The 25,958-nt window shown below is 68.0% G+C and carries 29 protein-coding genes, 1 tRNA gene and 1 pseudogene; 11 read left to right on the top strand and 20 right to left on the bottom strand.

Annotated features, from left to right (window positions below; genetic code table 11):
• Positions 1-82 precede the first annotated feature (82 nt).
• From G3M57_RS10460 to G3M57_RS10440, 5 genes are all read right to left on the bottom strand, one after another.
• Positions 83-1,057 carry a class 1 fructose-bisphosphatase gene (locus G3M57_RS10460; protein WP_056760046.1) on the bottom strand — a complete coding sequence of 325 codons (975 nt, stop codon included), beginning with the start codon at positions 1,055-1,057 and terminating at the stop codon, positions 83-85.
• 146 nt (positions 1,058-1,203) lie between these two features.
• Positions 1,204-2,157, bottom strand: coding sequence for a class II fructose-bisphosphatase (gene glpX / locus G3M57_RS10455; protein ID WP_163230365.1), 954 nt, complete (start codon positions 2,155-2,157; stop codon positions 1,204-1,206).
• A 52-nt stretch (positions 2,158-2,209) separates the two neighbouring features.
• Positions 2,210-3,499 carry a homoserine dehydrogenase gene (locus tag G3M57_RS10450; RefSeq protein ID WP_163230363.1) on the bottom strand — a complete coding sequence of 430 codons (1,290 nt, stop codon included), beginning with the start codon at positions 3,497-3,499 and terminating at the stop codon, positions 2,210-2,212.
• Positions 3,500-3,542: 43 nt separating this feature from the next.
• Positions 3,543-4,763, bottom strand: coding sequence for an LL-diaminopimelate aminotransferase (locus G3M57_RS10445; RefSeq protein WP_056760040.1), 1,221 nt, complete (start codon positions 4,761-4,763; stop codon positions 3,543-3,545).
• Between the two features lie 109 nt (positions 4,764-4,872).
• The gene (locus tag G3M57_RS10440) at positions 4,873-5,358 is read right to left on the bottom strand and encodes a hypothetical protein (protein ID WP_056760038.1); all 486 of its coding nucleotides are present in this window, start codon (positions 5,356-5,358) and stop codon (positions 4,873-4,875) included.
• Positions 5,359-5,453: 95 nt separating this feature from the next.
• Between G3M57_RS10440 and G3M57_RS10435 the strand changes: the two genes are divergently transcribed.
• Entirely contained in the window at positions 5,454-7,466 is a 2,013-nt protein-coding gene (locus G3M57_RS10435) for a class I poly(R)-hydroxyalkanoic acid synthase (protein WP_163230361.1), read from the top strand.
• Positions 7,467-7,568: 102 nt separating this feature from the next.
• Here the strand turns inward: G3M57_RS10435 and G3M57_RS10430 are convergent, their stop codons facing one another.
• Positions 7,569-7,925 carry an antibiotic biosynthesis monooxygenase gene (locus tag G3M57_RS10430; protein WP_056760036.1) on the bottom strand — a complete coding sequence of 119 codons (357 nt, stop codon included), beginning with the start codon at positions 7,923-7,925 and terminating at the stop codon, positions 7,569-7,571.
• A 77-nt stretch (positions 7,926-8,002) separates the two neighbouring features.
• On the opposite strand from G3M57_RS10430, the gene soxR reads away from it, so the two are divergent.
• From soxR to G3M57_RS10410, 4 genes are read left to right on the top strand one after another with little or no spacing between them, the layout of a single operon-like run.
• Positions 8,003-8,473 carry a redox-sensitive transcriptional activator SoxR gene (gene soxR, locus G3M57_RS10425; protein ID WP_163230359.1) on the top strand — a complete coding sequence of 157 codons (471 nt, stop codon included), beginning with the start codon at positions 8,003-8,005 and terminating at the stop codon, positions 8,471-8,473.
• Between the two features lie 53 nt (positions 8,474-8,526).
• The gene (locus G3M57_RS10420) at positions 8,527-9,156 is read left to right on the top strand and encodes a DUF1287 domain-containing protein (RefSeq protein ID WP_163230357.1); all 630 of its coding nucleotides are present in this window, start codon (positions 8,527-8,529) and stop codon (positions 9,154-9,156) included.
• 60 nt (positions 9,157-9,216) lie between these two features.
• On the top strand, positions 9,217-9,471 hold the full coding sequence (locus G3M57_RS10415) for an AbrB/MazE/SpoVT family DNA-binding domain-containing protein (protein WP_163230355.1): 255 nt from the start codon (positions 9,217-9,219) through the stop codon (positions 9,469-9,471).
• Positions 9,468-9,854: a type II toxin-antitoxin system VapC family toxin gene (locus tag G3M57_RS10410; protein ID WP_163230353.1), complete on the top strand. Its 387-nt coding sequence runs from the start codon at positions 9,468-9,470 to the stop codon at positions 9,852-9,854. Before G3M57_RS10415 ends, G3M57_RS10410 begins: the two co-directional genes overlap by 4 nt.
• 9 nt (positions 9,855-9,863) lie before the next feature.
• Here G3M57_RS10410 and argC read toward each other — a convergent pair whose 3' ends face one another.
• The 5 genes from argC to G3M57_RS10385 all read right to left on the bottom strand — a co-directional run bounded on the left by argC (position 9,864) and on the right by G3M57_RS10385 (position 14,752).
• On the bottom strand, positions 9,864-10,817 hold the full coding sequence (argC, locus tag G3M57_RS10405) for an N-acetyl-gamma-glutamyl-phosphate reductase (RefSeq protein WP_163230351.1): 954 nt from the start codon (positions 10,815-10,817) through the stop codon (positions 9,864-9,866).
• Positions 10,818-10,901: 84 nt separating this feature from the next.
• Positions 10,902-11,375, bottom strand: coding sequence for a 30S ribosomal protein S9 (gene rpsI / locus G3M57_RS10400; protein WP_028040415.1), 474 nt, complete (start codon positions 11,373-11,375; stop codon positions 10,902-10,904).
• Between the two features lie 3 nt (positions 11,376-11,378).
• A complete protein-coding gene (gene rplM, locus G3M57_RS10395) occupies positions 11,379-11,852 on the bottom strand; it encodes a 50S ribosomal protein L13 (RefSeq protein WP_028040416.1) in 474 nt (157 codons plus the stop codon).
• A gap of 181 nt (positions 11,853-12,033) precedes the next feature.
• On the bottom strand, positions 12,034-13,530 hold the full coding sequence (locus tag G3M57_RS10390) for an alkaline phosphatase (RefSeq protein WP_163230349.1): 1,497 nt from the start codon (positions 13,528-13,530) through the stop codon (positions 12,034-12,036).
• Between the two features lie 190 nt (positions 13,531-13,720).
• Positions 13,721-14,752 carry a COX15/CtaA family protein gene (locus G3M57_RS10385; protein ID WP_163230347.1) on the bottom strand — a complete coding sequence of 344 codons (1,032 nt, stop codon included), beginning with the start codon at positions 14,750-14,752 and terminating at the stop codon, positions 13,721-13,723.
• A 137-nt stretch (positions 14,753-14,889) separates the two neighbouring features.
• On the opposite strand from G3M57_RS10385, the gene G3M57_RS10380 reads away from it, so the two are divergent.
• The 3 genes and pseudogenes from G3M57_RS10380 to G3M57_RS27950 form a co-directional block, all read left to right on the top strand.
• Positions 14,890-15,153: a GlsB/YeaQ/YmgE family stress response membrane protein gene (locus tag G3M57_RS10380; protein ID WP_163230345.1), complete on the top strand. Its 264-nt coding sequence runs from the start codon at positions 14,890-14,892 to the stop codon at positions 15,151-15,153.
• Positions 15,150-15,377: a DUF2842 domain-containing protein gene (locus tag G3M57_RS10375; protein WP_056760017.1), complete on the top strand. Its 228-nt coding sequence runs from the start codon at positions 15,150-15,152 to the stop codon at positions 15,375-15,377. Before G3M57_RS10380 ends, G3M57_RS10375 begins: the two co-directional genes overlap by 4 nt.
• A gap of 24 nt (positions 15,378-15,401) precedes the next feature.
• A pseudogene (locus G3M57_RS27950) lies at positions 15,402-15,463 on the top strand (hypothetical protein); the annotation flags it as partial.
• A 99-nt stretch (positions 15,464-15,562) separates the two neighbouring features.
• Here the strand turns inward: G3M57_RS27950 and G3M57_RS10370 are convergent.
• The 7 genes from G3M57_RS10370 to G3M57_RS10340 all read right to left on the bottom strand — a co-directional run bounded on the left by G3M57_RS10370 (position 15,563) and on the right by G3M57_RS10340 (position 19,910).
• Positions 15,563-15,639 (bottom strand) — tRNA-Pro (locus G3M57_RS10370).
• Positions 15,640-15,724: 85 nt separating this feature from the next.
• Complete coding sequence (locus G3M57_RS10365; protein WP_056760015.1) at positions 15,725-16,153, bottom strand: MerR family transcriptional regulator; 429 nt, start codon at positions 16,151-16,153, stop codon at positions 15,725-15,727.
• A 15-nt stretch (positions 16,154-16,168) separates the two neighbouring features.
• The gene (locus G3M57_RS10360) at positions 16,169-16,471 is read right to left on the bottom strand and encodes an integration host factor subunit alpha (protein WP_012287059.1); all 303 of its coding nucleotides are present in this window, start codon (positions 16,469-16,471) and stop codon (positions 16,169-16,171) included.
• A 190-nt stretch (positions 16,472-16,661) separates the two neighbouring features.
• Complete coding sequence (locus tag G3M57_RS10355; protein ID WP_056760013.1) at positions 16,662-17,639, bottom strand: beta-ketoacyl-ACP synthase III; 978 nt, start codon at positions 17,637-17,639, stop codon at positions 16,662-16,664.
• Positions 17,636-18,727 (bottom strand): phosphate acyltransferase PlsX, encoded by a 1,092-nt coding sequence (plsX, locus tag G3M57_RS10350; protein WP_230983788.1) that lies wholly within the window; start codon positions 18,725-18,727, stop codon positions 17,636-17,638. The genes G3M57_RS10355 and plsX overlap by 4 nt, the downstream gene beginning before the upstream one ends.
• Before the next feature lie 110 nt (positions 18,728-18,837).
• Positions 18,838-19,395 carry a YceD family protein gene (locus tag G3M57_RS10345; protein WP_056760007.1) on the bottom strand — a complete coding sequence of 186 codons (558 nt, stop codon included), beginning with the start codon at positions 19,393-19,395 and terminating at the stop codon, positions 18,838-18,840.
• Complete coding sequence (locus tag G3M57_RS10340) at positions 19,380-19,910, bottom strand: ubiquinol-cytochrome C chaperone family protein (RefSeq protein WP_056760006.1); 531 nt, start codon at positions 19,908-19,910, stop codon at positions 19,380-19,382. The genes G3M57_RS10345 and G3M57_RS10340 overlap by 16 nt, the downstream gene beginning before the upstream one ends.
• A gap of 121 nt (positions 19,911-20,031) precedes the next feature.
• Between G3M57_RS10340 and G3M57_RS10335 the strand changes: the two genes are divergently transcribed.
• Both G3M57_RS10335 and G3M57_RS10330 read left to right on the top strand, forming a co-directional pair.
• On the top strand, positions 20,032-20,520 hold the full coding sequence (locus tag G3M57_RS10335) for an outer membrane protein assembly factor BamE (RefSeq protein WP_056760003.1): 489 nt from the start codon (positions 20,032-20,034) through the stop codon (positions 20,518-20,520).
• A 162-nt stretch (positions 20,521-20,682) separates the two neighbouring features.
• Positions 20,683-21,255, top strand: coding sequence for a response regulator (locus tag G3M57_RS10330; protein WP_230983789.1), 573 nt, complete (start codon positions 20,683-20,685; stop codon positions 21,253-21,255).
• 12 nt (positions 21,256-21,267) lie between these two features.
• Here the strand turns inward: G3M57_RS10330 and G3M57_RS10325 are convergent, their stop codons facing one another.
• Positions 21,268-23,052 (bottom strand): SLC13 family permease, encoded by a 1,785-nt coding sequence (locus G3M57_RS10325; protein WP_056760001.1) that lies wholly within the window; start codon positions 23,050-23,052, stop codon positions 21,268-21,270.
• Between the two features lie 190 nt (positions 23,053-23,242).
• Here G3M57_RS10325 and G3M57_RS10320 point away from each other — a divergent pair, with 190 nt between their 5' ends.
• Positions 23,243-23,584 (top strand): hypothetical protein, encoded by a 342-nt coding sequence (locus tag G3M57_RS10320; RefSeq protein ID WP_056759999.1) that lies wholly within the window; start codon positions 23,243-23,245, stop codon positions 23,582-23,584.
• Positions 23,585-23,776: 192 nt separating this feature from the next.
• On the opposite strand, the gene G3M57_RS10315 is transcribed toward G3M57_RS10320, so the two are convergent.
• Positions 23,777-25,915: a sodium-translocating pyrophosphatase gene (locus tag G3M57_RS10315; RefSeq protein ID WP_163230343.1), complete on the bottom strand. Its 2,139-nt coding sequence runs from the start codon at positions 25,913-25,915 to the stop codon at positions 23,777-23,779.
• Positions 25,916-25,958: the final 43 nt, after the last annotated feature.

Genomic DNA, 25,958 nt, shown 5'->3' with positions numbered 1-25,958 from the left:
CATGCCCTTGCGGCGTGTCCCCATGAACAAGCGCCGCGCCCGCCGGTGGGACACGCCGCAAGGGCATGTCCCCGGCTTCAGCTCACCGCGCCGCCATCTCCGCCACCAACGCCACCTCGTTGGCCGAGCCCAGCACCACCGGTACGCGCTGGTGCAGCTTGGTGGGCTGGATGTCGAGGATGGGATTCACGCCGTCGGTCGACCGACCGCCCGCGCGCTCGACGATCAGCGACATGGGGTTGGCTTCGTACAGCAGCCGCAGCTTGCCGGGTTTGTCGGGCTCGCGGGCGTCCCAGGGGTACAGGAAGATCCCGCCGCGCATCAGGATGCGGTGGACGTCGGCCACCATCGAGGCGACCCAGCGCATGTTGAAGTTCTTGCCGCGCGGCCCGGCCTTGCCCTGCAGGCAGCCGTCGATATAGCCCCGCACCGGCTCGGCCCAGTGGCGTTGGTTGGACATGTTGATCGCGAACTCGGCGGTGTCGGCCGGGATCGCCACCTGGCCATGGGTCAGCAGCCAGGCGCCGTCGGCGTCGAGCGTGAAGGCCACGACGCCCTGGGACAAGGTCAGCACCAGCATGGTCTGGGGGCCGTAGACCGCATAGCCGGCGGCGACCTGGCGGCGGCCCGGCAGCAGGAAGTCCGCCTCGCTGGGCGCCACGCCGGCCGGTGCGGGCAGGATCGAGAAGATCGTACCGACCGAGACGTTGACGTCGATGTTGCTGGAGCCGTCCAGCGGATCGAAGGTGGCCAGATAGCCGCCGACCGCGCCGGTGGTCTCGATCACTTCCAGTTCCTCGGACGCCAGGCCGGCCACCAGCGGGCAGCCGTTCAGCGCGTCGCGCAGGATGTCGTTGGTGATGATGTCGAGCTTCTTCTGCTCCTCGTCCTGGACGTTGACCAGGCCGGCCGCGCCCAGATTGCCCAGGATCGCGCCGGAGGCCACCACCTTGCTGATCTCGGCGCAGGCGCCGGCGACCACGGCCACGACGGTTTTCACATCGTCGCTCGCCGGTTCGTTGGCGAGCCATCCGGCCAGATCGGTCAGCGTGGTCATGGAGAGCCTCGTACTGCAGAAGGGATTCGGCGCGACCTTAGCGCGCGCGGAGGGTTTTCCGATCCGGTTGGATCGACGCCCTGCTCTAGGATGTTGTCGTGACGCATTTTGCGGCGATGGACCGGCGTCGGTGTTGGACGGAAGGCCTAGGCCTTCCGCTTCATCCGCACTTCGCGCACCGTGCCAGTCGACGAGTTCATCACCAGCGTGTGGGTGTGGACGAAACCGTCCTTGTAGGTCACCCCATCCAGCAGGTTGCCCCAGGTGACGCCGGTGGCCGCGAAGATCGCGTCGGCGCGGACGATCTCGTGCAGGTCGTACTTCTTGTCGAGTTCGGTGATGCCCCACTTGGCGGCGCGGGCGCGCTCGTCGCCGTTGCGGAACAGCAGGCGGCCCTGGAACTGGCCGCCGACGCATTTGAGGGCCGCGCAGGCCAGCACGCCCTCGGGCGCGCCGCCAGAGCCGACATAGAGGTCGATGCCGGTCGAGGGGTCGGTGGTGGCGATCACCCCGGCCACGTCCCCGTCGGTGATCAGATAGAGCCGCGCGCCGACCGCGCGGATGCTGGCGATGATTTCGGCGTGGCGCGGACGATCCAGCACGCAGACGGTGATCTGGTCAGGCGCGACGCCCTTGGCGGCGGCCACGGCCCGGATGTTGTCGGCGGGCGACTTGTCCAGGTCGATCACCCCGGCCGGCAGGCCCGGGCCGCAGGCGATCTTGTCCATATAGGTGTCGGGGGCGTTGAGCAGGCTGCCCTTGGGCGCCCAGGCCATCACCGCCAGGGCGTTGGGCATGGCCTTGGCCGTCAGGGTGGTGCCTTCCAGCGGGTCGAGGGCGATGTCGATCTTCGGACCTTTGCCGGTGCCGACCTTCTCGCCGATATAGAGCATCGGCGCTTCGTCGCGTTCGCCCTCGCCGATCACGATCTCGCCGTCGATGGCCAGTTCGTTCAGCGCGTTGCGCATGGCGTCGACCGCGGCCTGGTCGGCGGCCTTCTCGTCGCCCCGGCCCACCATCGTCCACGAGGCGATGGCGGCGGCTTCGGTCACGCGGACCGCGTCCAGAACCAGAGCGCGGTCCAGGGTCTTCGAACTCATCAACGTCTCCCAGCCTATGCGAGGCTTTTGGTCCGACCGCTTTGCGCGGTTCTCAGATGCGCGCGACGCGCAAAAGGCGGGGACGCTCTAGCACGGCGTGCAGCTTTTCGATGCGACTAATCGCGTCCAGCAGGTTGGATTCGGGCGTCGCGTGGGTGACGAGCACGATCGGCACGCCCCCTGCCCCCTCGACGGGCTTCTGCAGGAAGCTGTCGATCGACACGGCGCATTCGGCCAGGGTCTCGGAGATGGCGGCGATGGCGCCCGGCTCGTCGCGGACCATGATCCGCAAGTAAGCCTTGCCCACCGAGCGGGCCGGATCGACGGCCACGAACGGCTTCAGTTGGCCGGCCGGAGCCTGGAACACCGGCCGCTTGGCGCCGGTCATCACGTCGGCGATGTCGGCGGCCACGGCGGCGGCGGTCGGGCCCGCGCCCGCGCCCGGCCCCTGGATGAAGATCCGGCCGATCCGCTTGCCCTCGATGAACAGGGCGTTGAGCGCCCCACCCGCCTGGGCCAGCGGATGCTCCAGCGGGACCAGAGACGGATGCACCTTCACGGCCACGCCGTCGTCGCTCTTGGCGGCGCCGGCCACCAGCTTGATGCGATAGCCCAGGTCCTTGGCCAGCTTGATGTCGAGAAGCTCGACGTCGCTGATGCCCTCGATCTCGGCGGCGTCGAACTTGGGCGCGCAGCCGAAGGCCAAGGCGGCCAGGATGCTGATCTTGTGGCCGGCGTCAAAGCCGCCGACGTCCATGGTGGGATCAGCCTCGGCATAGCCCAGCCCTTGCGCCTCGCGCAGCACGTCGGCGAAGTCGCGGCCGGTCTTCTCCATCTCGCTGAGGATGAAGTTGCAGGTGCCGTTGAGGATGCCGGCCACGCCGATCACCTCGTCGCCGACCATGGCTTCGCGCAGCATCTTCACCGCCGGGGTGCCGCCCATCACGGCGGCCTCGAACAGCAGCGGCGCGTCGTTGGCCTCGGCCAGGGCGGCCAGTTCGGCGCCATGCTCGGCGATCAGCGCCTTGTTGGCGGTGACCACCGGCTTGCCCAGCTTCAGGGCCGCCTCGACCGCGGCCTTGGCCGGGCCGTCGCTGCCGCCGACCAGCTCGACGAACAGGTCCACGTCCGGCGACGAGGCCAGGGCGACGGGGTCGTCGAACCAGGCCAGGCCCGAGATGTCGACCGTGCGCGGCCGCGACTTGGAGCGGGCCGAGACCGCCGTCACCACGGCGCGGTCGCCGGCCGGGGCGAAGTCCGGCTGCTCGGCCAGGAACTGCAACAGCCCCCCGCCGACGGTGCCGAGGCCGGCCACGCCGACGCGCCAGGTCTTCTGGGTCATGTTCGCATTCCTAAACTCTGCGGCCGGGCAGCGCGTCCGCGCCCTAGACCTGTTCCATCTTGTTGTGCGCCTTGGCCAGGATCGTGTCGGCGTTGGCGATGAACTTCTTGACGTTACGGGCGGCCTGCTTGATCCGCTGCTCGTTCTCGACCAGGCCGATGCGGACATAACCCTCGCCGTACTCGCCAAAGCCGATGCCGGGGGCGACGGCGACGCCGGCCTCCTCGATCAGCAGGCGCGAGAACAGCATCGAGCCGGCGGCCTCGAACTGTTCGGGGATCTTGGCCCAGGCGAACATCGAGGCCGGCGGGTTGGGGATGTCCCAGCCGGCGCGCTTCATCGACGACACCAGGGTGTCGCGGCGGCTCTTGTAGATGCCGCGGATCTCGTCGACGCAGTCCTGCGGGCCGTTCAGCGCCGCGGCCGCGGCCACCTGCACCGGGGTGTAGGCGCCGTAGTCCAGATAGGACTTCACGCGCGCCAGGGCCGCGCAGATGCGGGCGTTGCCGACCACCATGCCCACGCGCCAGCCGGCCATGGCGTAGGTCTTGGACAGCGAATTGACCTCGACGGCGATGTCCTTGGCCCCGTCGACCTGCAGGATCGAGGGCGGCGGGTTGTTGTCGAAATAGATCTCGCCATAGGCCACGTCACTGATCACCAGCAGCTCGTGCTTCTTGGCCAGGGCCACGGCGTCCTTGTAGAAGTCCAGGTCCACCCATTGGGCGGTCGGGTTGGACGGATAGGACAGGATCAGCACGCTGGCGGGCGGCACCGAGTGCTTGGCGGCGCGGCTGATGTTGGACAGGTACTGCTCGGGCGACAGCGCCGGCACGTGACGGATGACGCCGCCGGCCATGATGAAGCCGAAGGCGTGGATCGGATAGGCGGGGTTGGGACAGATGATCACGTCGCCGGGGGCCGTCAAGGCCTGGGCCAGGTTGGCGAAGCCTTCCTTGGAGCCCAGGGTGGCGATCACCTCGGTGTCGGGGTTCAGCTTCACGCCGAACCGGCGGCCGTAGTAGCCGGCCATGGCCTTGCGCAGGCCGGCGATGCCCTTGGACGCCGAATAGCGGCCGGCCTTGGGGTCGCGCGCGGTCTCGATCAGCTTGTCGACGATATGCTTGGGCGTGGGCATGTCGGGATTGCCCATGCCGAAGTCGATGATGTCGGTGCCCTCGGCGCGGAGGCGCGCCTTGATCTTGTTGACTTCTTCGAAGACGTAGGGCGGCAGGCGACGGATGCGGTGGAAATCGGAGGTCATGAAATGCTCATTGCGCCGCAGCGGCGCGCCGGGAGCGGATGTCGGGCATGGATAGACCCCGAGCGGGGCCTAGCCAAGCCAGTTACGGGGATTTTATGCCTCCGTCGCCCTATTGGGGCTTGGACGGAGGCGCGGTAGCTCGGTCGCGCGCCGCCTTGGCGAAGGCTTCGGTCGCGGCGCGGTCGGCGTCGGTGGGGATGTCGCTGGGCGGCGCCTTGCCGATCTTGCGGGCCTTGGACGCATAGCCTTCGGTGTCGGACAGGGTCCAGGTGCTGGGCGCGGTTTCGCGCTTCAGCTTGTCGGCGGCGATCTTCTCGGCCCCCACGGCCTTCTTGAACTGGACGGGCGTGCGCACGTCGGTCGGGATCGCCGGAATGTCGATGAAGCGCGGCGCGACGGCGTCCTTGGAATCCTTGGCGGCGGCGTTGGCCGCGGCGGCCACCGGGGAGCTGGGATCGGCCGGCGGCGGCGTGAACGGCGAGATCGACGAGGCGCACGCGGTCAGTCCCGCCAGCAGGCCCACCAGCAAGCTGACTTGGGCCGCGCCGCGAAAGAGTACGCCAAGACGTACGATTTTACCGGTTTCGTCGTTCATCTTGTCTCAGGTCTTATGCGATGATCGCGTCGAGCGAAAGGCCATCCGAGCCGCCAAGGCGAGATGGTCCAAGAGAACACGGTGGAAGGAAGTCCATGGCCACGACCGAAACCTCCCCCAAACCGCGCAAAAAGCCGGCCGCCGGGGCCGATGCGACGGCCACCGCCGCCAAGACCAAGGCCAAGGCCGCGCCGAAGGTTCCGCCGAAAGCCGACCCGCAGCCGGACTCCCGCGCCAAGGCGGCCGAATCGGCCACGCGCCCCGAGCGTCCTGATCCGCCGCCCGTCGCCGGCGCCCTGCCCGACTTCGAGGCCTTGCTGTCGCCCGACCAGCGCCAGATGCTGGAGACGCTGTCGGCCAACCTGGCCCGCGCCGCCGTCACGGCCCAGGGCGCGATCGCCGAGGCCGCCCTGCGCCAGGCCGACCGCCCCGCCGCCCTCAGCCCCGACCCCTTCCACGTCGGCCCGGCCTTCAATGAGGTGATGACCAGCCTGGCCGCCCAGCCCGACCGCCTGCTGCGCGCCCAGGCCGACCTGTTCAGCCGCTACATGGACCTTTGGCAGTCAGCGGCCCGCAAGATGACCGGCGAGCCGACCCAGCCCGTGGTGGTCCCCGCCCAAGGCGACAAACGGTTCAGCGACCCCGACTGGGCCTCCAACCCGATGTTCGACATGATGAAGCAGAGCTACCTGCTGTCGTCGAACTGGCTGAACGAGTTGGTCTCGCAGGCCGAGGGCGTCGATCCCAGCGCCAAGCGCCGGGTCGAGTTCTTCACCAAGATGCTGACCGACGCCTTCTCGCCATCGAACTTCCTGATCTCCAACCCCGCGGCCCTGCGCGAGGTGATGCAGAGCAAGGGCGAGAGCCTGGTGCGCGGCATGGAGAACTTCGCCGCCGACCTGGAGCGCGGCGGCGGCCAGCTGGCGATCAGCCAGACCGATCTGGCCAAGTTCAAGGTGGGCGAGAACGTCGCCACCGCCCCGGGCAAGGTGGTCTACCAGAACGACATCCTGCAGCTGCTGCAGTTCACCCCGACCACCGAGACGGTGCACGAGATCCCGCTGCTGATCTTCCCGCCGTGGATCAACAAGTTCTACATCCTGGACCTGCGCCCGGAGAACTCGATGATCCGCTGGCTGACCGGCCAGGGCTTCACGGTGTTCGTGGCCTCGTGGGTCAATCCCGACAGCCGCCAGGCCGACAAGACCTTCGAGGACTACATGTTCGAGGGGATCTACGACGCCAGCCAGCAGGTGATGACCCAGTGCGGCGTCGACCGGGTCAACACCGTCGGCTACTGCATCGGCGGCACCCTGCTGTCCTGCGCCCTGGCCCACATGGCCGCCAAGGGGGACAAGCGGATCAATTCGGCCACCTTCTTCGCCGCCCAGCAGGACTTCTCCGAGGCCGGCGACCTGCTGCTGTTCACGGACGAGGCCTGGATCAAGACCATCGAGGAGCAGATCGACCGCCAGGGCGGCTACCTGCCCAGTCAGTCGATGGCCGACACCTTCAACAGCCTGCGCGGCAACGACCTGATCTGGTCGTTCTTCATCAACAACTACCTGATGGGCAAGGAGCCCCGGCCGTTCGACCTGCTGTTCTGGAACGCCGACCAGACGCGCATGCCCAAGGTCCTGCACCTCTACTACCTGCGCAACTTCTACAAGGACAACGCCCTGACCCAGGGCCGCCTGACCCTGGGCGGCGAGACCCTGGACCTGTCGAAGGTCAAGACCCCGATCTATGTGCAGTCATCCAAGGACGACCACATCGCGCCCTATCGCAGCGTCTACCGCGGCGCGCGGGCGTTCGGCGGGCCGGTGACCTTCACCATGGCCGGATCCGGCCACATCGCCGGCGTGATCAACCACCCGGACGCCAACAAATACCAGCACTGGACCAACGAGCACCTGCCCGGTTCCGTCGAAGGCTGGCGCGCTGGGGCGGTCGAGCATCCCGGCTCGTGGTGGCCGCACTGGGCGACGTGGCTGAAAGCCAAGTCCGGCAAGCAGGTTCCGGCCCGTGATCCGGCCAAGGGGCCGCTGAAGCCGTTCGAGGACGCTCCCGGCAGCTATGTCCGGGTACGGTCGAACCCGGCGACATAGTGTCAAATCGAATTCGGATCGCCCGTCATCCCGGAAAGCTCGCAGAAGCTTTCCGGGATGACATCGTGAGGATTGGCTCATCAAACCCTGTGTGAGCCCCGTTCAGATCAGCCCCATCTCGTAGGCCAGCTCGACCGGCATGGCCTCGGCGCGGTCGATCAGCGGCTGCACGCGCTCCAGATGCTCGGTGAACCGTGGGTCCCGGCGGAAACGCTCGGCGTCCTGGGCCGTCTCGAATGACGAGATCAGCACCACCACGCCCTTGGCCGGCGACTTCAGCATCCGGCTGCCGCGCACGCCCTGGACCTGGCCGCGCACCCGCATGAACTGGGCGTGCTGCAGGGCGACGAACTCATCGAACCTGCCGGGCTTGGTCTGGATGATGCTGATGCTAAAGACCGGTGGATCGGACAGGGCGGCGGCGACCGTGGCGCGATCGGGAATGGTGAGCGTGGTCATGGAAGCTCCTGGAAAAGGCGTTGCCGTGAAAGGAGCCTCCCGTGTAAAACCTCAACCAAAGTTGAGGTCAAGCGCCAATGCCAAGGATCGATGAACCCGTCCTTCCCGGCGGTACGCTGAGCGTCGGCGAGGTGGCCAGGCGCAGCGGCGTGGCGGTCTCGACCCTGCACTTCTACGAGGCCAAAGGCCTGATCCGCAGCCTGAGGACCGAGGGCAACCAGCGGCGTTTTCCACGCGGGATCCTGCGCCGGGTGGCGGTGATCAAGGTGGCCCAGCGCACGGGAATCCCCCTCGCCGCGATCCAGGCGGCGCTAGCCCGCCTGCCCGACGGCCGCGCGCCGACCGCCGAGGAGTGGGCCGAGCTGTCTCGCGCCTGGCGGGCCGAACTGGACGACCGCATCCGCACGCTGAGCCAACTGCGGGATCAGTTGGACGACTGCATCGGCTGCGGCTGCCTGTCCCTCAAGGCGTGTCCGCTACGCAACCCGCAGGACGTGCTGGGCGCGCAGGGCTCCGGCCCCCGGCTCCTGGAGCCCGAGGCCGGCTGATCGCGCAAGAGGTTCGCCCAAAACTCGCCAGGATTGTACTGGAGCTTTGCGGCATGGGACTCAACCGCCGGACCGCTCTGGGCATGCTGGTCGCCACGCCTCTGATCGGCGTCGGCCAAGCCCGCGCGCGGCCAAGCCCTGCATCCAGCGGCGAGCGTCTGGCCCAGGCCGCGCGCAGTCAGGTCGGCGTGACCAAGGACTACGATCCCAGCTACCGCGCGATCCCCTACCCCTACGGCGACGTGCTGCGCTCGACCGGCGTCTGCGCCGACGTCCTGATCCGCGCCGCGCGCGACGCTTGGCGCGTGGACCTGCAGCAGTTGGTCCACGAGGACATGAGCCGAAACTTCGACGCCTATCCCTCCCGGCGAGCCTGGGGACTGAAGGGGCCGGACTCCAACATCGACCACCGCCGGGTGCTGAACCTGGAGACCTATCTGACGCGCCAGCGCGCCCGCCTGGCCCTCGCGCCGGACAGGGCCGCCGGCGACCGCTTTGACGATCCGCTCCCCGGCGACATCCTGACCTGGCGCGTCTGGGGTGGCCGGCCGCACATTGGGGTGGTCAGCGAAGGCCCCGAGCGGGTGCGGGTGGTCCACAACATCGGCGGCGGCGCGCGCGAGGAGCCGCTGTGGATGTTCAAGCTCCACACAGCGATCGGGCACTATCGCTGGCGGGCGTGAGGTGAACTTGAAGTAAGGCACTCGGCGCCTTACAATCGGCCGCCCCAAGGGAGCTTTCCAATGGCCGTCGAACTGTCCGTCACCGCCAAGGGCCAGATCACGCTGAAGCGTTCGGTGCTCGACCACCTGGGCGTGCGCCCAGGCCAGAAGGTTGGCGTAAACCTTCTGCCGAACGGACGGGTCGAAATCATCGCGGCTCACGATCGCGCGCCGAAGCTCTCCAGCCTGCGTGGCATCTTGAAACGCTCTGGCCAACGGGTCGTCAGCCTGGAGGAAATGCAGGACGCGATCGAAGCTGGCGCCAACGGCGAATGAGGGTCGCGCTCGACACCAATCTGCTTGTGCGGCTGGTCGTCGACGACGATGCCGCCCAGGTCGATCAAGTCGAACGCCTTCTCGACCGAGCCGAGGAAGTCTTCATTCCGATCATCACGCTGTGCGAAGTCGTTTGGGTGCTGCGCCGGTCCTACAGGATGCCGACAGCGAGCATCGTGACCGCCTTGCGAAGTATCGCGGGGATCCAATCCGTTGCGATCGATCGCCCGGCTTTCGAAGCCGGGCTTGAAATGCTCGCGAGGGGCGGAGACTTCGCCGACGGCTGCGTGCTGTTCGAGGCCAAGCGCGCGAAGTGCGATCGTCTGGCGACTTTCGACAGGACTTTCGCCGCGCTCAGTGACGGCTTCGCGTCGCCGCCTTAGAGGCCGGTCCTAAAGCCCCGCGCCTTCCTTCAGGCCCAGCATCAGGTTCAGGTTCTGGACCGCCGCGCCGGACGCGCCCTTGCCCAGGTTGTCGAGCAGGGCCACCAGGCGCACCTGGCCGCTGGTCTCCGATCCGAACACGAACAGCTTCAGGCGGTTGGTGTTGTTCAAGCCTTCCGGGTCCAGCGTGGTCAGGCCCTTGGACTCATTCAGCGACGCCACCTCGACAAAGGCTTCGCGCGCGTAGTGGTCGGCCAGGGCGGCGTGGATCTGGGTCATGGAGACACTGCCGTTCAGCATGCTCAGGTGCAGCGGCAGCTCGACCAGCATGCCCTGGGCGTAGCGCCCGACGGCCGGGGTGAAGATCGGCCGGGTCAGCAGGCCGCCATGGGCCTGGATCTCGGGCAGGTGCTTGTGGTTCAGGCCCGTGGCGTAGATGCGGTAGGGAACCTTGGTGTAGTTCGGCGAGGTCTCGTCCTCGAACTCGGCGATCATCGCTTTGCCGCCCCCGGTGTAGCCCGACACGGCGTTGAACGAGAGCGGCAGGTCGGCGGCGATGATGTCGTTGGTGACCAGCGGGCGAACCAGAGCGATGGCGCCCGTCGCATAGCAGCCGGGATTGGACACCCGCGTCGACCAGGCGACCTTGCCGCGCTGCTCCTCGTCCAGCTCGGGGAAGCCGTAGGTCCAGCCGGCCGCGGTGCGGTGGGCGGTCGAGGCGTCGATCACCTTGACCTTCGGGTCCTCGACCAGCGCCACGGCCTCCTTGGCCGCGTCGTCGGGCAGGCACAGGATCACCGCGTCGGCGCCGTTCAGCATCGCCCTGCGGGCCTGGGGGTCCTTGCGCTTGTCCGGGTCGATCGAGACCAGCTGCAGGTCCTTGCGGCCGACCAGGCGCTCGCGGATCTGCAGGCCCGTGGTGCCGGCTTCGCCGTCGATGAAGACTTTCGGGGTCATGGACATCCCATTCGCAAGGACAAGGAGACAAGAAAAAGGCGCTTCGGTCGAAACCGAAGCGCCTTTCCATAAGCACGAAACGTGACGCGCTTAGCGCTTCGAGAACTGGAAGCTGCGGCGGGCCTTGGCCTTGCCGTACTTCTTACGCTCGACGACGCGGCTGTCGCGGGTCAGGAAGCCGTGCGGCTTCAGCAGGGTGCGCAGGCCGGGCTCGTAGTAGGTCAGGGCCTTGGACAGGCCGTGACGCACGGCGCCGGCCTGGCCCGACAGGCCCGAGCCTTCCACGGTGACGACGACGTCGAACTGGCCTTCACGATCGGTGACCTGGAAGGGCTGGGCGATCATCATGCGCAGCACGGGGCGAGCGAAGTAGACTTCCTGGTCGCGACCATTGATCGTGATCGTGCCCTTGCCGGGCTTGATCCAGACGCGGGCGATCGCGTTCTTGCGCTTGCCGGTCGCGTAGGCGCGGCCTTGGGCGTCGAGCTTCTGGACGGCCGGAGCGGCCGCTTCGGGGTTGCTGGACAGGCTGGCCAGCGCGTCAAAGCCTTGAGCTTCAGACATGACTTAGGCGCTCCGGGTGTTCTTGGCGTTGCGCGAAGCGAAATCGATCACTTCGGGGCTCTGCGCTTGGTGCGGGTGCTCACCGTTGTTGTAGATGAGCAGGTGGGTCAGTTGCTTGCGCGCCAGGGGGCTTTCCTTGGGCAGCATGCGTTCGACGGCCTTTTCCAGGACGCGTTCCGGGAAGCGGCCTTCCAGCAGCTTGCGCGGGGTGGTCGACTTGACGCCGCCCGGGTGACCGGTGTGGCGATAATAGACCTTGTCGTCCAGCTTCTTGCCGGTGAACTTGACCTTGTCGGCGTTGATCACGACGACGAAGTCGCCGCAGTCGACGTGCGGGGTGTAGTCGGGCCGGTGCTTGCCGCGAAGACGCATGGCGATGAACGTCGCCAGACGACCGACAACGGCGTCCTGGGCGTCGACCACGATCCACTTCTTCTCGACCTCGGCGGGCTTCAGGGAAGCCGTGGTCTTTTGCATGGGATTGATCCGTATTCCTTGTGCGTCGGGGGCCAAGGAAAGCGGCTCCGTCTGCGTGAGGGGCGGCAGGTACAGGACGGTTCGCGGCCTGTCAACAATGCGCGCGCAAGAAACTCCGCAAACCCTTACAGAACAAGGGATTTCGTCATGTGGTATCTCAATACCGCATGACGAAGCTCTCCTACTTCGCCGCCGCCTCGTCGAACCCGTAGGCATGGCGCATGATCTGGTAGAGATAGCTCTCCTCCACCACGCCATGGACCAGGTACGACCCCGGCCCGTCGGCGAACACGCCCACGTCCTCGCCAGAGTGGGCGCTGCTGGGCAGGTTGGCGACGGCGTTCTGGTGGTAGTCGATGTCGTCGGTGTCCTCCTTGGAGGGATCGGCGCGCGAGCCGCCGCCCTCGGGGCCGCCGGGGCCGGTGGCGAAGCTGAGCACCGTGTAGGGCTTGCCGTCGCCGGCCACGACCGGCTCGCCCTCGTTGCCGGCCAGGCCCAGGATCGGGGCGTTGCGGGCGGCATAGCCCGAGATCACCAGGCCGTGGCTGTGGTCGGCGGTGACAATCACCAGGGTGTCGTCCAGGTTCACCTTGTCCAGCACCGCCTGGACCGCCTTGGAGAACTCGACCGTCTCGGTCAGGGTCCGCTTGGCGTTGTTCAGGTGGCTGCCCATGTCGATCTTGCCGCCCTCGACCAGCAGGAAGTAGCCCTTGGGGTTCTTCGACAGCAAGTCGACGGCCTTGGTCGCCATGGCCGCCAGGGTGGGCACGCCCTGGCCCAACACCGGGCGCTCGACCTCGTAGGGCAGGTGTTCGCTGGCGAACAGGCCCAGCACCGGCCCGGTCTTGGCCGGGTCCAGCGCCGCCAGTTCGGCGTCGGTGGTCACATAGGCGGCGTTCGGGGCCTTCAGCCATTCGGCGGTCAGGTCGCGGCCGTCGGCGCGCTTGCCGTCCTTGGCGTCGGGCAGGAAGCGCGAGCGCCCTCCCCCCAGGGCCACGTCCAGGCGCAGGCCGGCCGGAGCCTCGACCAGCTGGCGGGCGATGTCCTTGCAGCCGGCGGCCACCGCGTCGGTCGGCATGTCGCCGTCGCCTTCCCAGTCGCGATAGGCGGTGTGGGCGTAAACCCCCGCTGGAGTGGCGTGGGTGATGCGGGTGGTGGTCACCGCCCCGGCCGACAGGCCGTGGGCCTTGGCCAGTTCGGCGATGGTCTCGACGCGGGTCCCCGCCTCGCTGGCGCAGCTCTCGGGCTTGGCCGCCCCGCTCAGGCCGATGACCTTGTTGCGAGTCTTCACGCCGGTGGTGATGGCGGTGATGCCGGCGGCGCTGTCGGTCACCTGGGTGTCGTGGCTGTAGGTCTTGGACAACGCCGTCCATGGCAGCTTCTCGAACGATAGAGCGTTGCTCTCGCCGTCGACGCCGCGCTGCTGGCCTTCGTAGATGCGGCTCGCCACCACGGTCGAGACGCCCATGCCGTCGCCCAGGAACAGGATGACGTTCTTGGCCTTGCCGGTGCGGGGATTGACCGTCAGGGCCTTGGCCAGGGCGGCCTGGCCGGCCTGGTAATAGGCGTCGCCGGGCGCGGCGTTGGTCACCGGCGCGGCCGGCTTGGGCGCGGCCAGGGCCGGAGCGGCCGAAACGGCGACGAGGGCGGCGGCGAGGAACAGGGAGGCGCGGGTCACGGAAAAGCTCCAGCAAGGACGTCGGACGTCCTGTGCTAGCGTTTCGTGACAGTTCTTTGAGCGGTCGCTTCGAAAGCCGTGCGTCCTTCGAGGCCCGCTGCGCGAGCGCCTCAGGATGAGGAAATCAGAGACGACCCACGCTTCTCATCCTGAGGTGCGAGCCAAAGGCGAGCCTCGAAGGACGCAAAGCCTAAGGCCGCCTCACCCGCCAGGCGAAAGTCGTGGCGGTCGCCAGCAGGATCGCCGCCCCGGCCTGGTGCAACACGCCCAGCGCCAGGGGCACGGCGGACATCAGGGTCCAGATCCCCAGACCGGCCTGCAGGCAGACGACGCCGACCAGGACGAAGGCGGTCAGCTTGGCCTCCTCGGGCAGTCGTCGCGAGCGGGTCGCGGCGACGCCCAGGACGATGGCGGCGACGAACAGGGCGTAGGCCATCAGCCGGTGGTGCAGTTGCACCGCCCCCTGACTGTGGGCGATGGTGCCCCAGAAGCCGTGGCCGGCGTATTCGGCCGGGATCAGCGCGCCGTTCATCAGCGGCCAGTCGTTATAGACCAGGCCTGCGTCATTGCCGGCCACCAGGGCGCCCAGCAGGCTCTGGAAGAACACCGCGCCCAGGAAGCCCAGGGCCCAGCCGCGCCAGTCGGTGCGCTCCTCGATGCGCGGCGAGCCGGACCAGGCGTCCAGGGCGGTCCAGATCAGAAAGACGAACAGCGCCAGGGCGAGGCCCAGGTGGATCATCAGCCGCTCGGGGGCCACCGAGACCCGCTCGGACAGGCCGCTGGACACCATCCACCAACCGACCAGCCCCTGCAGCCCGCCCAGGCCCAGCAGCACCGCGCAACGCCAGATCAGGCGGCGCGGGATCATCCGCCGGACCAGGAAGAACACGAACGGGATAGCGAACGCCGCCCCGACCAGCCGCCCCAGCAGCCGGTGCGCCCACTCCCACCAGAAGATGCCCTTGTAGGCCTCCAGCGTCATGCCGGCATTGACCAGCCTGTACTGCGGGATCTTCTTGTAGAGCTCGAAATTGGCCCGCCAGGCCTCGTCCGACATCGGCGGCAGCGCGCCCATGATCGGCTTCCACTGGGTGATCGACAGGCCGGAGTCGGTCAGGCGCGTCGCGCCCCCGACCACCACCATGCCAAACACCAGGACGGCCACGACGAACAGCCACACGGCCACGGGCCTTGAACGATCGGAACGCAGGAAGGACGTCATGACAGCCGGAAAGAACGCCTGTTAGGGGCCGAAATACGGCGAAGCCTTGCCGTACGCCCGACATGCGCGGCCGTCCATGCCTCATGACGCGTAGGGCCTCACATGCGATGATGCCCTGTGCTGGATCGGAGACCGGGATGAGCGGGGTTGGCGTTTTTGTGGCCGTGGTGATCGGCATCCTGGCCGGCTGGGTGGCCGACCTGGTGCTGGCCCGCCACCACGGGCTGTTCACCAAGCTCTTGATCGGCGTCGTCGGTTCGTTCATCGGGACGTTCATCGCCCAGCGGCTGGACCTGAGGTTCGACGGCTTCCTCGGCAGCCTGCTGGTCTCCAGCGTGGGCGCGATCTTCTTCCTGGCCGTTCTCGGCATCTTTTCGAGCATCTTCCGGAGACCCGCTTGAGCGCTCCCCTCATTCCCGCCCGCCTGCGCAAACTGATCGGCGGGATCGGCATACTGGTGTTCCTGGGCGCCTGGATCTGGGCCTTCACCAGCCTCTACGATTTCCTGCCGGACAATCGCGCCGTCCAACTGATCTATTTCGTGGTCGCCGGCCTGGGCTGGGGTTTGCCGCTGATGCCGCTGATGTCGTGGATGGGCAAGGCGGACAAGCCCGTCGGGCGCTGACATCGTGCGTCCTTCGAGGCTCGGCTGCGCCTCGCACCTCAGGATGAGGAATTCAGAGCAACAGAGTTCCTCATCCTGAGGCGCCGCGAAGCGGCTTCGAAGGACGCACAGCATCGAAACGAAAAAGGCCGCCCCGGAGGGCGGCCTTTCCATTCTTCCGGTCTCAAATCCTCGCGAGGAGGAAATGGTCGGAGCGACAGGATTCGAACCTGCGACCCCTTGACCCCCAGTCAAGTGCGCTACCAGGCTGCGCCACGCTCCGATCCGGAAGGAGCGCCCTTATAGGTGCGAGCCTTGCCGGGGGCAATGGGATTTCTCGGGCAATTCCCAGGGATTTGAAGCGCCCCTCAGGCGCCCCGCAAAAGCCCGTCCAGCCGGGCTTTGACGGCCTGCAGGTCGTCCAACGCCAGGACCAGCCGGTCGCGCGCCTCGTCGGCCAGGTCGCCGCGCGGAAGCGAATCGAGGCTCGCGACGGCCAGGGCGTCCAGCGAGGCCGAGCCGTTGTCGCCCAGGCCCGCGGCGATCACGTGGGTCAGGCCCTGCTCGCGGTGCAGCTTCTGCACGCCCTTGATGGTGTAGCCCTCGGCGTGCAGCAGGGCGCGCACGCCGCTCAGCACGGCGATGTCCTGCGGGCGGTAGAACCGCCGCCCGCCGGCCCGCTTCATCGGGCGAATGAACGAGAACTTGGTTTCCCAGAAGCGCAGGACGTGCTGCGGCACGCCCAGCTCGTCGGCGGCTTCGGAAATCGTGCGGAAGGCGTTGGGCCCCTTCGCCACCGCATCGATTCCTTCTTAGCCGCCGAGGGCGCGGTCGATTCGCGCCTTCATGACCTGCGAAGCCCGGAAACCGATCACCCGGCGGGGCTCGATCTCGGCGGGCTCGCCGGTCTTGGGGTTACGGCCCATGCGGGCCCGCTTGTCGCGCACCTGGAAAACGCCGAAGCCGGAAAGCTTGACCGTCTCACCCTTCTCCAGCGCCTCGGCGACCAGATCCAGGGTGCGTTCGACCAGGCCCGCACAGTCCTGGCGGGTCAGACCGACTTCCTCATGGACCGCCTCGCAGAGATCGGCCCGGGTCAATGTCGCGCCTTTCATGACGCCCCCTTTACGCTGGATTGACAAACCCCAGAGCGCGCGCCTCGGACGGGGTGGAGCCCCGTGTTTCTGCAACGCGCTCTCATCAACTCCAGCCTGCATGCCGTGATTATCGCATGGAGTCAAAGGCTGAGCGCCAGGACTTGAGACGATCACGCAAGCTGGCGACTTAAAACGGCGAAGCTTGGCTTCAAAGTCGCAGAACGCAGGCGCCCCAGGTCAGCCCGCCACCCATCGCCTCGAGCAGCAGCAGCTGGCCCGGCTTGATCCGACCGTCGGCGATTCCCTGGGCGAAGGCCAGGGGGATCGAGGCGGCCGAGGTGTTGGCGTGCAGGGCGACCGTCGAGATCACCTTGTCCTCGTCGATGCCGACCCGATGGGCGACCCCGGCCAGGATGCGCTGGTTGGCCTGGTGGGGGATGAACCAGTCGACCTCGGGGATCGTCACGTCGGCCGCCTTGGCGGCGGCGTGGATCGCCTCGGAGATGTTGATCACCGCGTGCTTGAACACCTGGTTGCCCAGCATGCGCAGCTTGCCGACCGTGCCCGTGGTCGACGGGCCGCCGTCGACATAGAGCAGCTCCTGCTTTGTGCCGTCGGCCCGCAGGGCGAAGCCGAGCACGCCCTGGTCGGCCGTGGTCCCCTGCCCTTCGCGCGGCTCCAGCACCACCGCCCCGGCCCCGTCGCCGAACAGCACGCAGGTGCCGCGGTCGGTCCAGTCCATCAGCCGGGTCATGGCCTCGGCCCCGATCACCAGGGCGCACTTCGAATGCCCCCGGGCCACGAAGCCGTCGGCAACGCTGAGGGCGTAGACGAAGCCCGAGCAGACGGCCTGGACGTCGAAGGCGATGCCGACCGGCGCGCCCAGCTTGCGCTGGACGATGGTGGCCGTGGCCGGGAACGTCATGTCCGGCGTGGTGGTGGCCACGATGATCAGGTCGACGTCGGCGGCGGTCTTGCCGGCCCGCTCCAGCGCCTGCTGGGCGGCGCGGAAGGCCAGGTCCGAGACCGGCTGGTCGTCGGCCACCTTGTGGCGCTGGCGAATGCCGGTGCGTTCGACGATCCAGGCGTCGCTGGTGTCGACCGTTTCGGCCAACTGGTCGTTGGTGACGATGTTGTCCGGCAGATAGGCCCCGACGCCGGTGACGGCGCTACGAATTACGCTCACTCGGAAGCTCCCTGGCCTTCGGCGCCCGACACGCCTCCAGCCTTTTCCTCTTCTGCACCGGCTTTGAGGCTGGTTTCGGTCAGACGTTTCAGATTGCGTTCGATCTCGGCCGAGAAGTCGCTGCGCGCCAGGTCGACCGCCACGCGGATGGCCGAGGCGTAGCCCAGGGCGTCGGCCCCGCCATGGCTCTTGACCACGATGCCGTTCAGGCCCAGCAGCGGGCCGCCGTTGACGCGGCCGGGATCCAGGCGCCGGCGCATCTTCTTCAGCGCGCCCGAGGCGATGAGCGCCCCCAGCATGGCCAGCGGGCCGGACGTCAGGGTGGCCTTGATCTCGGCCCCGAAGAACCGGGCCAGGCCCTCGGCGGTCTTCAGGGCGACATTGCCGGTGAAGCCATCAGTGACGACCACGTCGACCGTGCCCTTGGCGATGTCGGTGCCTTCGACGAAGCCGCGATAGTCGAAGTCCAGCTTGGTTTCCTTGAGGATGGCGTGCGCCTCGCGCACCTCCTCATGGCCCTTCTGGTCCTCGGAGCCGACATTGAGCAGGCCCACGGTCGGCCGCTCCGACCCGTGCACCGCGTGGTGGAAGGCCGCGCCCATGATCGCGAACTCGATCAGCTGCTTGGCGTCGCTCTCGACATTGGCGCCGACGTCCAGCACCGCCGAGACGCCCTGCATCGTCGGCCAGCTGGCCACGATGGCCGGGCGCTCCAGATTGGCGCCCATGCGCAGGATCAGCTTGGAGATCGCCATCAGGGCGCCGGTGTTGCCGGCCGAGACGCAGGCGGCGGCCTCTCCCGCGCGGATCGCTTCGACCGCGTTCCACAGGCTGGTGCCCTTGCCCCGGCGCATGGCCTGGGCGGGCTTCTCCTCCATCGAGATGGCCTTGTCGGTGTGGCGCACCTCGCTGACGGTCCGGGCGTCCGGGCACTTGGCCAGCTGGGCGTTCAGCTGGGCTTCGTCGCCGTGCAGCAGGAAGCGGACGTCGGGCAGGCTCTTGGCCGCCAACGCCACGGCGGGCACGATCACGGAAGGACCGTGATCCCCGCCCATGGCGTCGATCGAAATGACTACGGGGTTAGGCACGAGGCGCTATCGGCTCCTGTAGCGGCGCACCGCCCCTTTCAAGGGTGATGGCAAGGCGGCGGGACGATACAGCCGCGAAAATATCACGCAAGCGGAAGGACTCGGCCATTTCAGGCTCCTTCTCCCCCGGCGTTGGGGTCGCTCTTCAGCTTTTTCAACGCGGCGAACGGCGAAAGGTCCACGGGCTCGGCCGGCGGCTGAAAGACCGCCCCCGGCTTGCGCGGGAACGGATCCAGCTCCAGGGCCAGGTGCTCGATGACGTAGCCGGAGACGTCGATGGTCTCGCCCTCCAGCACGTCGGGCGGATCGTCGCCGTCCGGATCGATGCCCAGTTCGCCGCCGCTTTCCTCGTCCTGGGGCGCGTATTCGCTGTCGGCCGGCAGGACGTGGACGCTGAACCGCGATTCGATGGGCTCCTCGAACTCGTCGGCCGAGACGCCGCACACCTGGGTCACCCGGGCGCGGATCAGGCCGGAAACCTCGGCGCCGTCCATCCACGGCCGCAGGAAGATCTCGGCCGTCAGCGACTCCAGCGCCACCAGGCCCAGGGTCCTGGCGATCTCGCGGCGCGCGCCCTCGTCCGGCTCGAAGCGCAGGTCGACGCCGCCGCGGCTGACCCGCCCCAGGGCGACCACGCTGGGCCAGGGATCGATCACGCCTTCGGCCATTGGGCCTCTCCTTGCAGCAGGGTCTCCAGCGGCTGGGCCGCCAGTTGGTCGCGCGCGGCGACCACATAGTCGGTCAGGCCCGTCAGGTCGCCCTCGCCGCGCTCCTCGAAGGCCGTACGGGCCAGGGCGGCGCTCAGCACCGAGCTGTCGGGCAAGGCCTTGGCGGCCTCGTCGAACGCCTTGAGGCGGCCATAGGCGGCGCCGACCAGCTTCTTCATCTTCTTGCCGACGGCGGTGTCGGAGACGCCGATCTCGCGGAAGGCGTCGTCCAGGCCGCGAGTATAGGCGTTGAAAGTCTCCTGCGAAACCTCGGCCGCCGACTCGCCCTGCCCCTTCAGTCGTTCCAGCAGCAGGGCCACATGCAGGGTGAACAGCTCGAACCGCCCTTCCATCGAGTCGTTCACTCCCATCCGGGCGTAGAACGCCGGCGAACGGGCCTGGGCCACCGCCGAGGCATAGAGTTTACCCCCCGCCGCCTTGGCGGGCCTGGGTTTGAGCAGCCGGTCCAGAAACATCACTTGGCCTCGATTTCGCCGCGACGCGGAAGTAGTTAGCCGTTCGATCCACGCGGACCATTGAACTAAGCCCGCGCGGGCGATAGGTCAAAGTCAGCCTGCTCAAGGTTCCGGAGCCTCAATGTCTCGTCCCGCCGTTTTCGCCGCCGCCGTCATCGGCCTCGCCGCCGTCGCCGGAGGCTGTACGCCGCTGACGAGCTATTCGGGCTTCCAGGCCATCGAAGCCAAGCCCGCCGACATGAAGATCGGCGAGGACAGCAAGTCGACCGTGACCGAAAAGCTGGGCTCGCCCTCGGCCACCTCGACCTTCGACCAGAACGCCTGGTACTACATTTCGCAGACCACCGACCGCGTGGCCTTCTACAAGCCGCGGGTGATCAAGCGCGACGTGGTGGCGATCAAGTTCAACCCGGCCGACGAAAAGGTCGCCTCGGTCGACACCTACACCCTGAAGGATGGCAAGGTCATCGCCTATAACGGCCATGAGACCCCGACCCGCGGCCGCGAGATGACCATCCTCGAACAGCTGCTGGGCAACGTCGGCCGCGGCGGCATGCTACCCCAGGACGACCAGGACGTTCCAGGCAACCGCCCGCAGGACCGCCGCTAGGACCGACGGTCCTCGCGCTGCAATCCGTTAAGAACAACCACCTGATTTTCTGCGACATTTTTTCGCGGTATCAACGTTTTCTCAACGACGCTCGCCCCATCCTCCGGGCGCAAGGTCGCCACGGCTGTCGCCGCGCCGCGACCCTCGCCCCGGGGGAAGATCTTGAGCGCGCCTGACCTGCGCCCGTTGACGGTGCTCATCATCGACGACAACGCGCCGATGCGCGAGATCATCGCCACGGTCCTCAAGTCGCTGGGCGTGCGCAAGATCCTGGAGGCCTGCGACGGCGTCGAGGCCCTGAAGGCCGTCACCGAGCGCGAAGTCGATATCATCTTCACCGACCTGATGATGCAGCCGGTCGACGGCCTGGCCTTCATCCGCTGGGTGCGCACCTCGCCCGCCAGCGCCAATCCGTACACGCCGATCATCATGGTCACCGGTCACGCCACCCGCGCCAGCCTGGACGAGGCGCGCATGGCCGGGGTCACCGAGTTCCTGGCCAAGCCGCTGACCGCGCGGGGCGTGCTGCACCGGGTCAACGAGGTGATCAACAACCCGCGCGACTTCGTCCGGGCCGGCGCCTATTTCGGTCCCTGCCGTCGGCGCAGGATCGACCACGACTATGTCGGCCAGGAACGGCGCGGCGTGGCCCCGACAGCCGACTTTCCGGCCTTCGCCGACGCCTATGGCCGGACCGATCCCGAGCCGGTTCTCGATCCGGAAGACGTGTACTGACCATCGCCCCGCTCAGCGGCCGGCGAACGGCCAGACCAGGGCGATCAGGCTGGGGGCCACGACCAGGATCAATACGGTGAGCGGCGCGCCCAGCCGGGCGTAGTCGCCGAACCGGTAGCCGCCCGGCCCCAGCACCAGGGTGTTGCACTGGTGGCCGACCGGGGTGAGGAAGTCGCAGCCCGCCCCCACCGCCACGGCCATCAGAAACGGGTCGGGGCTCAGGCCCAGGTGCTTGGCCAGGCCCAGCCCGATCGGGGCGACGATCAGCACCGTGGCGGCGTTGTTCAGGAACGGCGTCGCCGCCATCGCCACCGCCATCATCGCCGTCAGGGTCAGCAATGGGGGCAGGCCGTGGAACGCGCCCGACAGCCAGCCGGCGATCAGGTCGGTGCCGCCGCTGGCCTGGACCGTGTCGCTGACCGGGATCAGGGCCGCCACCAGCACCAGCACCGGGGCGTCCAGGGCCGCATAGGCCTCGCGCATCCGCAGAGCGCCCGTGGCCACCACCACGACGGCCGCCGCGAAGAAGCCGCCGGCCACCGGCAGGACGCCGAACGCCACCAGCAGCATGGCCGCGGCCAGGATGGCGGTCGGCAGCAGGGCGTGGCGAAAGCCCCCCAGCCGCACCTCGCGCTCGGCCAGCGGCAGACAGCCCAGGGCCTGCAGCGCCGCCGGCAGCAGCTGTTCGGCGCCCTGCAGCACCAGGATGTCGCCGGCCTTCATCCGCACGGTCGCCAGGCGGCCGGCCATGCGGTAGCCCGCCCGACTGACGCCCAGCAGGTTGACGCCGTAGGTGTCGTTCAGGCTCAAGCCCTTGGCGGTCTGGCCGATCAGGTCGGACTCCGCGCCGATCACCGCCTCGACCACCCGCACCTCGTCGGTCGGCGCCTCCATGACCACCGGCCGGTCGGCGTCGCTGAGCTTCAGCCTGGCCTTGACGATCAGTTCGTTCAGCTCCTGCTGCTGGCCTTCCAGCAGCAGGACGTCGCCGGGCAGGAGCTTGCGGTTGGGATGCGGCGAGGCGATGCGCCGACGACCGCGCAGCAGGGCCACGACGACCACCGCCTCCCCCGCCGCCTTCTGCAGGTCGGCGATCCGGCAGCGTCCGAACGTCCAGCCCTCCGGGACCTCCACCTCGGTGACATAGGCGTTGGCCGCCAGGGCCGCATCGATGTCGATGGCCGCCGCCCGGCTCCTGGGCAGCAGGCGATAGGCGAAGGCCAGGTAGGCGATCGCCAGCACCGACAGGGTTCCGCCCACCGGCATGAAGTCGAACATGGCGAAGGGCTTGCCCAGCGCCTCGCGCCGCACCTCCGAGACGATGATGTTGGGCGAGGTGCCGACCAGCACGGCCAAGCCGCCGACCAGCGAACCGAACGACATCGGCATCAGCAGCCGCCCCGGCGACACCCCGGTGTTGCGGGCGATGCGGAGGGCCGACGGCATCATCAGCGCCAGGGCCCCGACATTCTTGGTGACCATCGACAGCACCGTCGTGGCGGTCGACAGCACCGGAACCTGGGTGCGCTCGTCCTTCAGGTGGGGCAACAACGGAGCCATCAGGCTGTCGACCAGACCCGAGCGCGAGATGGCGGCGCTGAGCACCAGGGCGCTGGCGATGATCACCACGATGTCGTTGGAAAAGCCGCTGAACGCCGACTTGATCGGGATCAGCCCGCACACCACGCCCAGGGCCAGGGCGCCCAGCGCGATCAGGTCGTAACGCCAGCGCCCCCAGATGAAGCACAACACCGTCGCGCCGATCAGGCCGAAGGACAGTCCCTGCTGCAGCGTCACGCGTCGTCGTCTCCCCCACCCTGACCGTCAGCTCGGCCTGCCCAGACAACGGCCATGGCCGCGTTCCGTTCACCGCCGCCGCATGAACGCCAGATAACGACGCGCTCTGGGAACGTTCAGCCGGAACCGGATCTTATGGCCTCGATCGGACGCGCCAAGCGCCCGACAGGACATCGTCGGAGACAAGATCATGAAGCGCACTCTTCTCGCCCTGGCCGCCCTGGCCGCCGTCGCCGCCGCCCCGCTGGCCGCCCAGGCCGCGCCGTGGCAGACCATCAACCAGCGCCAGGCCAATCTGGAGCACCGGATCGACCAGGGCGTCCGCAACGGCTCGCTGACCCGTTCGGAAGCCCTGCGCCTGCGCGGCGAGTTCCGCTCGCTCAGCCGCCTGGAGGCTAGCTATCGCCGGTCCAACGGCCTGTCGATGCGCGAGCGCGCCGACCTGGACGCCCGCTTCGATCGCCTGAGCCGCCAGGTTCGGATCGAGCGCCACGACCGCCAGGACTACCGCCACGACCGTCGCCGCAGCTAAGCCTGGCGCCGCGCCCACAACGGAAAACGCCCCGGAGGGAAACCTCCGGGGCGTCGTCATGTCAGAGTCGTCTAGCGCATTGCGTCCTTCGAGGCCCGCGTTCGCGGTCGCCTCAGGATGAGGAACATCTTGCTGACTTCCTCATCCTGAGGTGCGTAGCGAAGCAAAGCCTCGAAGGACGCACGGCTTTCATCAGACGCCGTGGGCCAGGACCGCGAGAAGCAGCAGGGCCACGATGTTGGTGATCTTGATCATCGGGTTCACGGCGGGACCCGAGGTGTCCTTGTAGGGGTCGCCGACGGTGTCGCCGGTGACCGCCGCCTTATGGGTGTCGCCGCCCTTCTGATGCAGCACGCCGTCCTTGTCGGTGAAACCTTCCTCGATCACCTTCTTGGCGTTGTCCCAGGCCCCGCCCCCGCTGGTCATCGAAATGGCGACGAACAGGCCGGTGACGATCACGCCCATCAGCATGGCGCCGAGCGCGGCGAACGCGTCGACCTTGCCGGCGATGGCCTGGATCACGAAGAACAGCACCACCGGCGAAACCACCGGCAGCAGCGAGGGCACGATCATCTCGCGGATCGCCGCCTTGGTCAGGATGTCGACCGCCTTGCCGTACTCGGGCTTGACCTCGTAGGTCATGATGCCCGGGTTCTCGCGGAACTGGCGGCGCACCTCGGCCACCACCGACTCGGCCGCCCGGCCCACGGCGGTCATCGACATGCCGCCGAACAGGAAGGGCAGCAGCCCCCCGAACAGCAGGCCGACCACCACATAGGGGTTGGAGAGGTCGAAGGTCACCGCGCCCATGCCGTCGAAGAAGCTGCCCGGCGCGGCGTTGTCCGAAAAGAACTTCAGGTCCTCGGTATAGGCGGCGAACAGCACCAGGGCGCCCAGGCCGGCCGAACCGATGGCGTAGCCCTTGGTGACGGCCTTGGTGGTGTTGCCCACCGCGTCCAGGGCGTCGGTGGTGACGCGGACTTCGGGCGGCAGACCGGCCATTTCCGCGATGCCGCCGGCGTTGTCGGTGACCGGGCCGAAAGCGTCCAGGGCGACGATGAAGCCGGCCAGGGACAGCATGGTGGTGGTGGCGATGGCGATGCCGAACAGGCCCGCCAGGTTGTAGGTCACCAGGATGCCGACGATGATCGTCAAAGCCGGCAGGGCCGTAGACTCCAGCGACATGGCCAGGCCCTGGATCACGTTGGTGCCGTGGCCGGAGACGCTGGCCTGGGCCACCGACTTGACCGGGCGGAAGTTGGTGCCGGTGTAGTATTCGGTGATCACCACGATGGCGGCGGTGACGGCCAGACCGACCAGACCGCAGTAGAACAGGTTGTCGGCGGTGAACATCCGGCCGTCCAACTCGATCGAGATCGGGACCAGCTGGTGGATCACGTACCAGACCGCCGGGATCGACAGCACGCCGGTGACGATCAGGCCCTGGTAGAGGGCGCCCATGATGTTCTGCTTCTTGCCTAGGCGCACGGCGAACGAGCCGATGATCGAGGTGACGATGCAGACCGCGCAGATGGCCAGCGGCAGCAGCATCATCGACGACACCACCTCGGTCCCGCCGAAGAAGATCGCGGCCAGCACCATGGTCGCGACCGTGGTCACCGCATAGGTCTCGAACAGGTCGGCGGCCATGCCGGCGCAGTCGCCGACATTGTCGCCCACATTGTCGGCGATGGTCGCGGCGTTGCGGGGGTCGTCTTCCGGAATGCCGGCCTCGACCTTGCCGACCAGGTCGCCGCCGACGTCGGCGCCCTTGGTGAAGATGCCGCCGCCAAGGCGGGCGAAGATCGAGATCAGCGAGGCGCCGAAGCCCAGGGAGACCAGCGAGTCGACGACCACCCGGTCGGTGCCCTCATGGCCCATGGACAGCAGCAGGGCGAAATAGCCGGCCACCCCGATCAGGGCGAAGCCCGCCACCAGCATGCCGGTCACGGCGCCGGAGGTGAAGGCCATCGACAGGCCCTTGGACAGGCTCTCGGACGAGGCCTGGGCGGTGCGGACATTGGCCCGGACCGAGATCAGCATGCCCGCGAAGCCGGCCGCGCCCGACAGGATCGCGCCCAGGGCGAAGCCCACCGGCTGTTCCCACGACTTGAAGAAGAAGCCCAGCAGGGCGATGACCACCACGCCGACGATGGCGATCGTCGTATACTGGCGGTTCAGATAGGCCTGGGCCCCTTCCTGGATCGCCGCGGCGATCTCCTGCATCTTCGCATTGCCGGGCGAAGCCCGCATCAGAGACGCCGTCTGCACGGCGCCGTACAGCACCGCCAGCAGTCCGGCCCCTATGGCCACATAAAGCCAAGAACTCATCGGTCAGTCGCCCTCTTCGCGTTTCAATCACGAGGGGTCGCCG

The organism is Caulobacter rhizosphaerae, from assembly GCF_010977555.1.
Taxonomy (GTDB): Bacteria; Pseudomonadota; Alphaproteobacteria; order Caulobacterales; family Caulobacteraceae; genus Caulobacter; species Caulobacter rhizosphaerae.
This window is presented reverse-complemented; position numbering and strand designations above follow the sequence as displayed.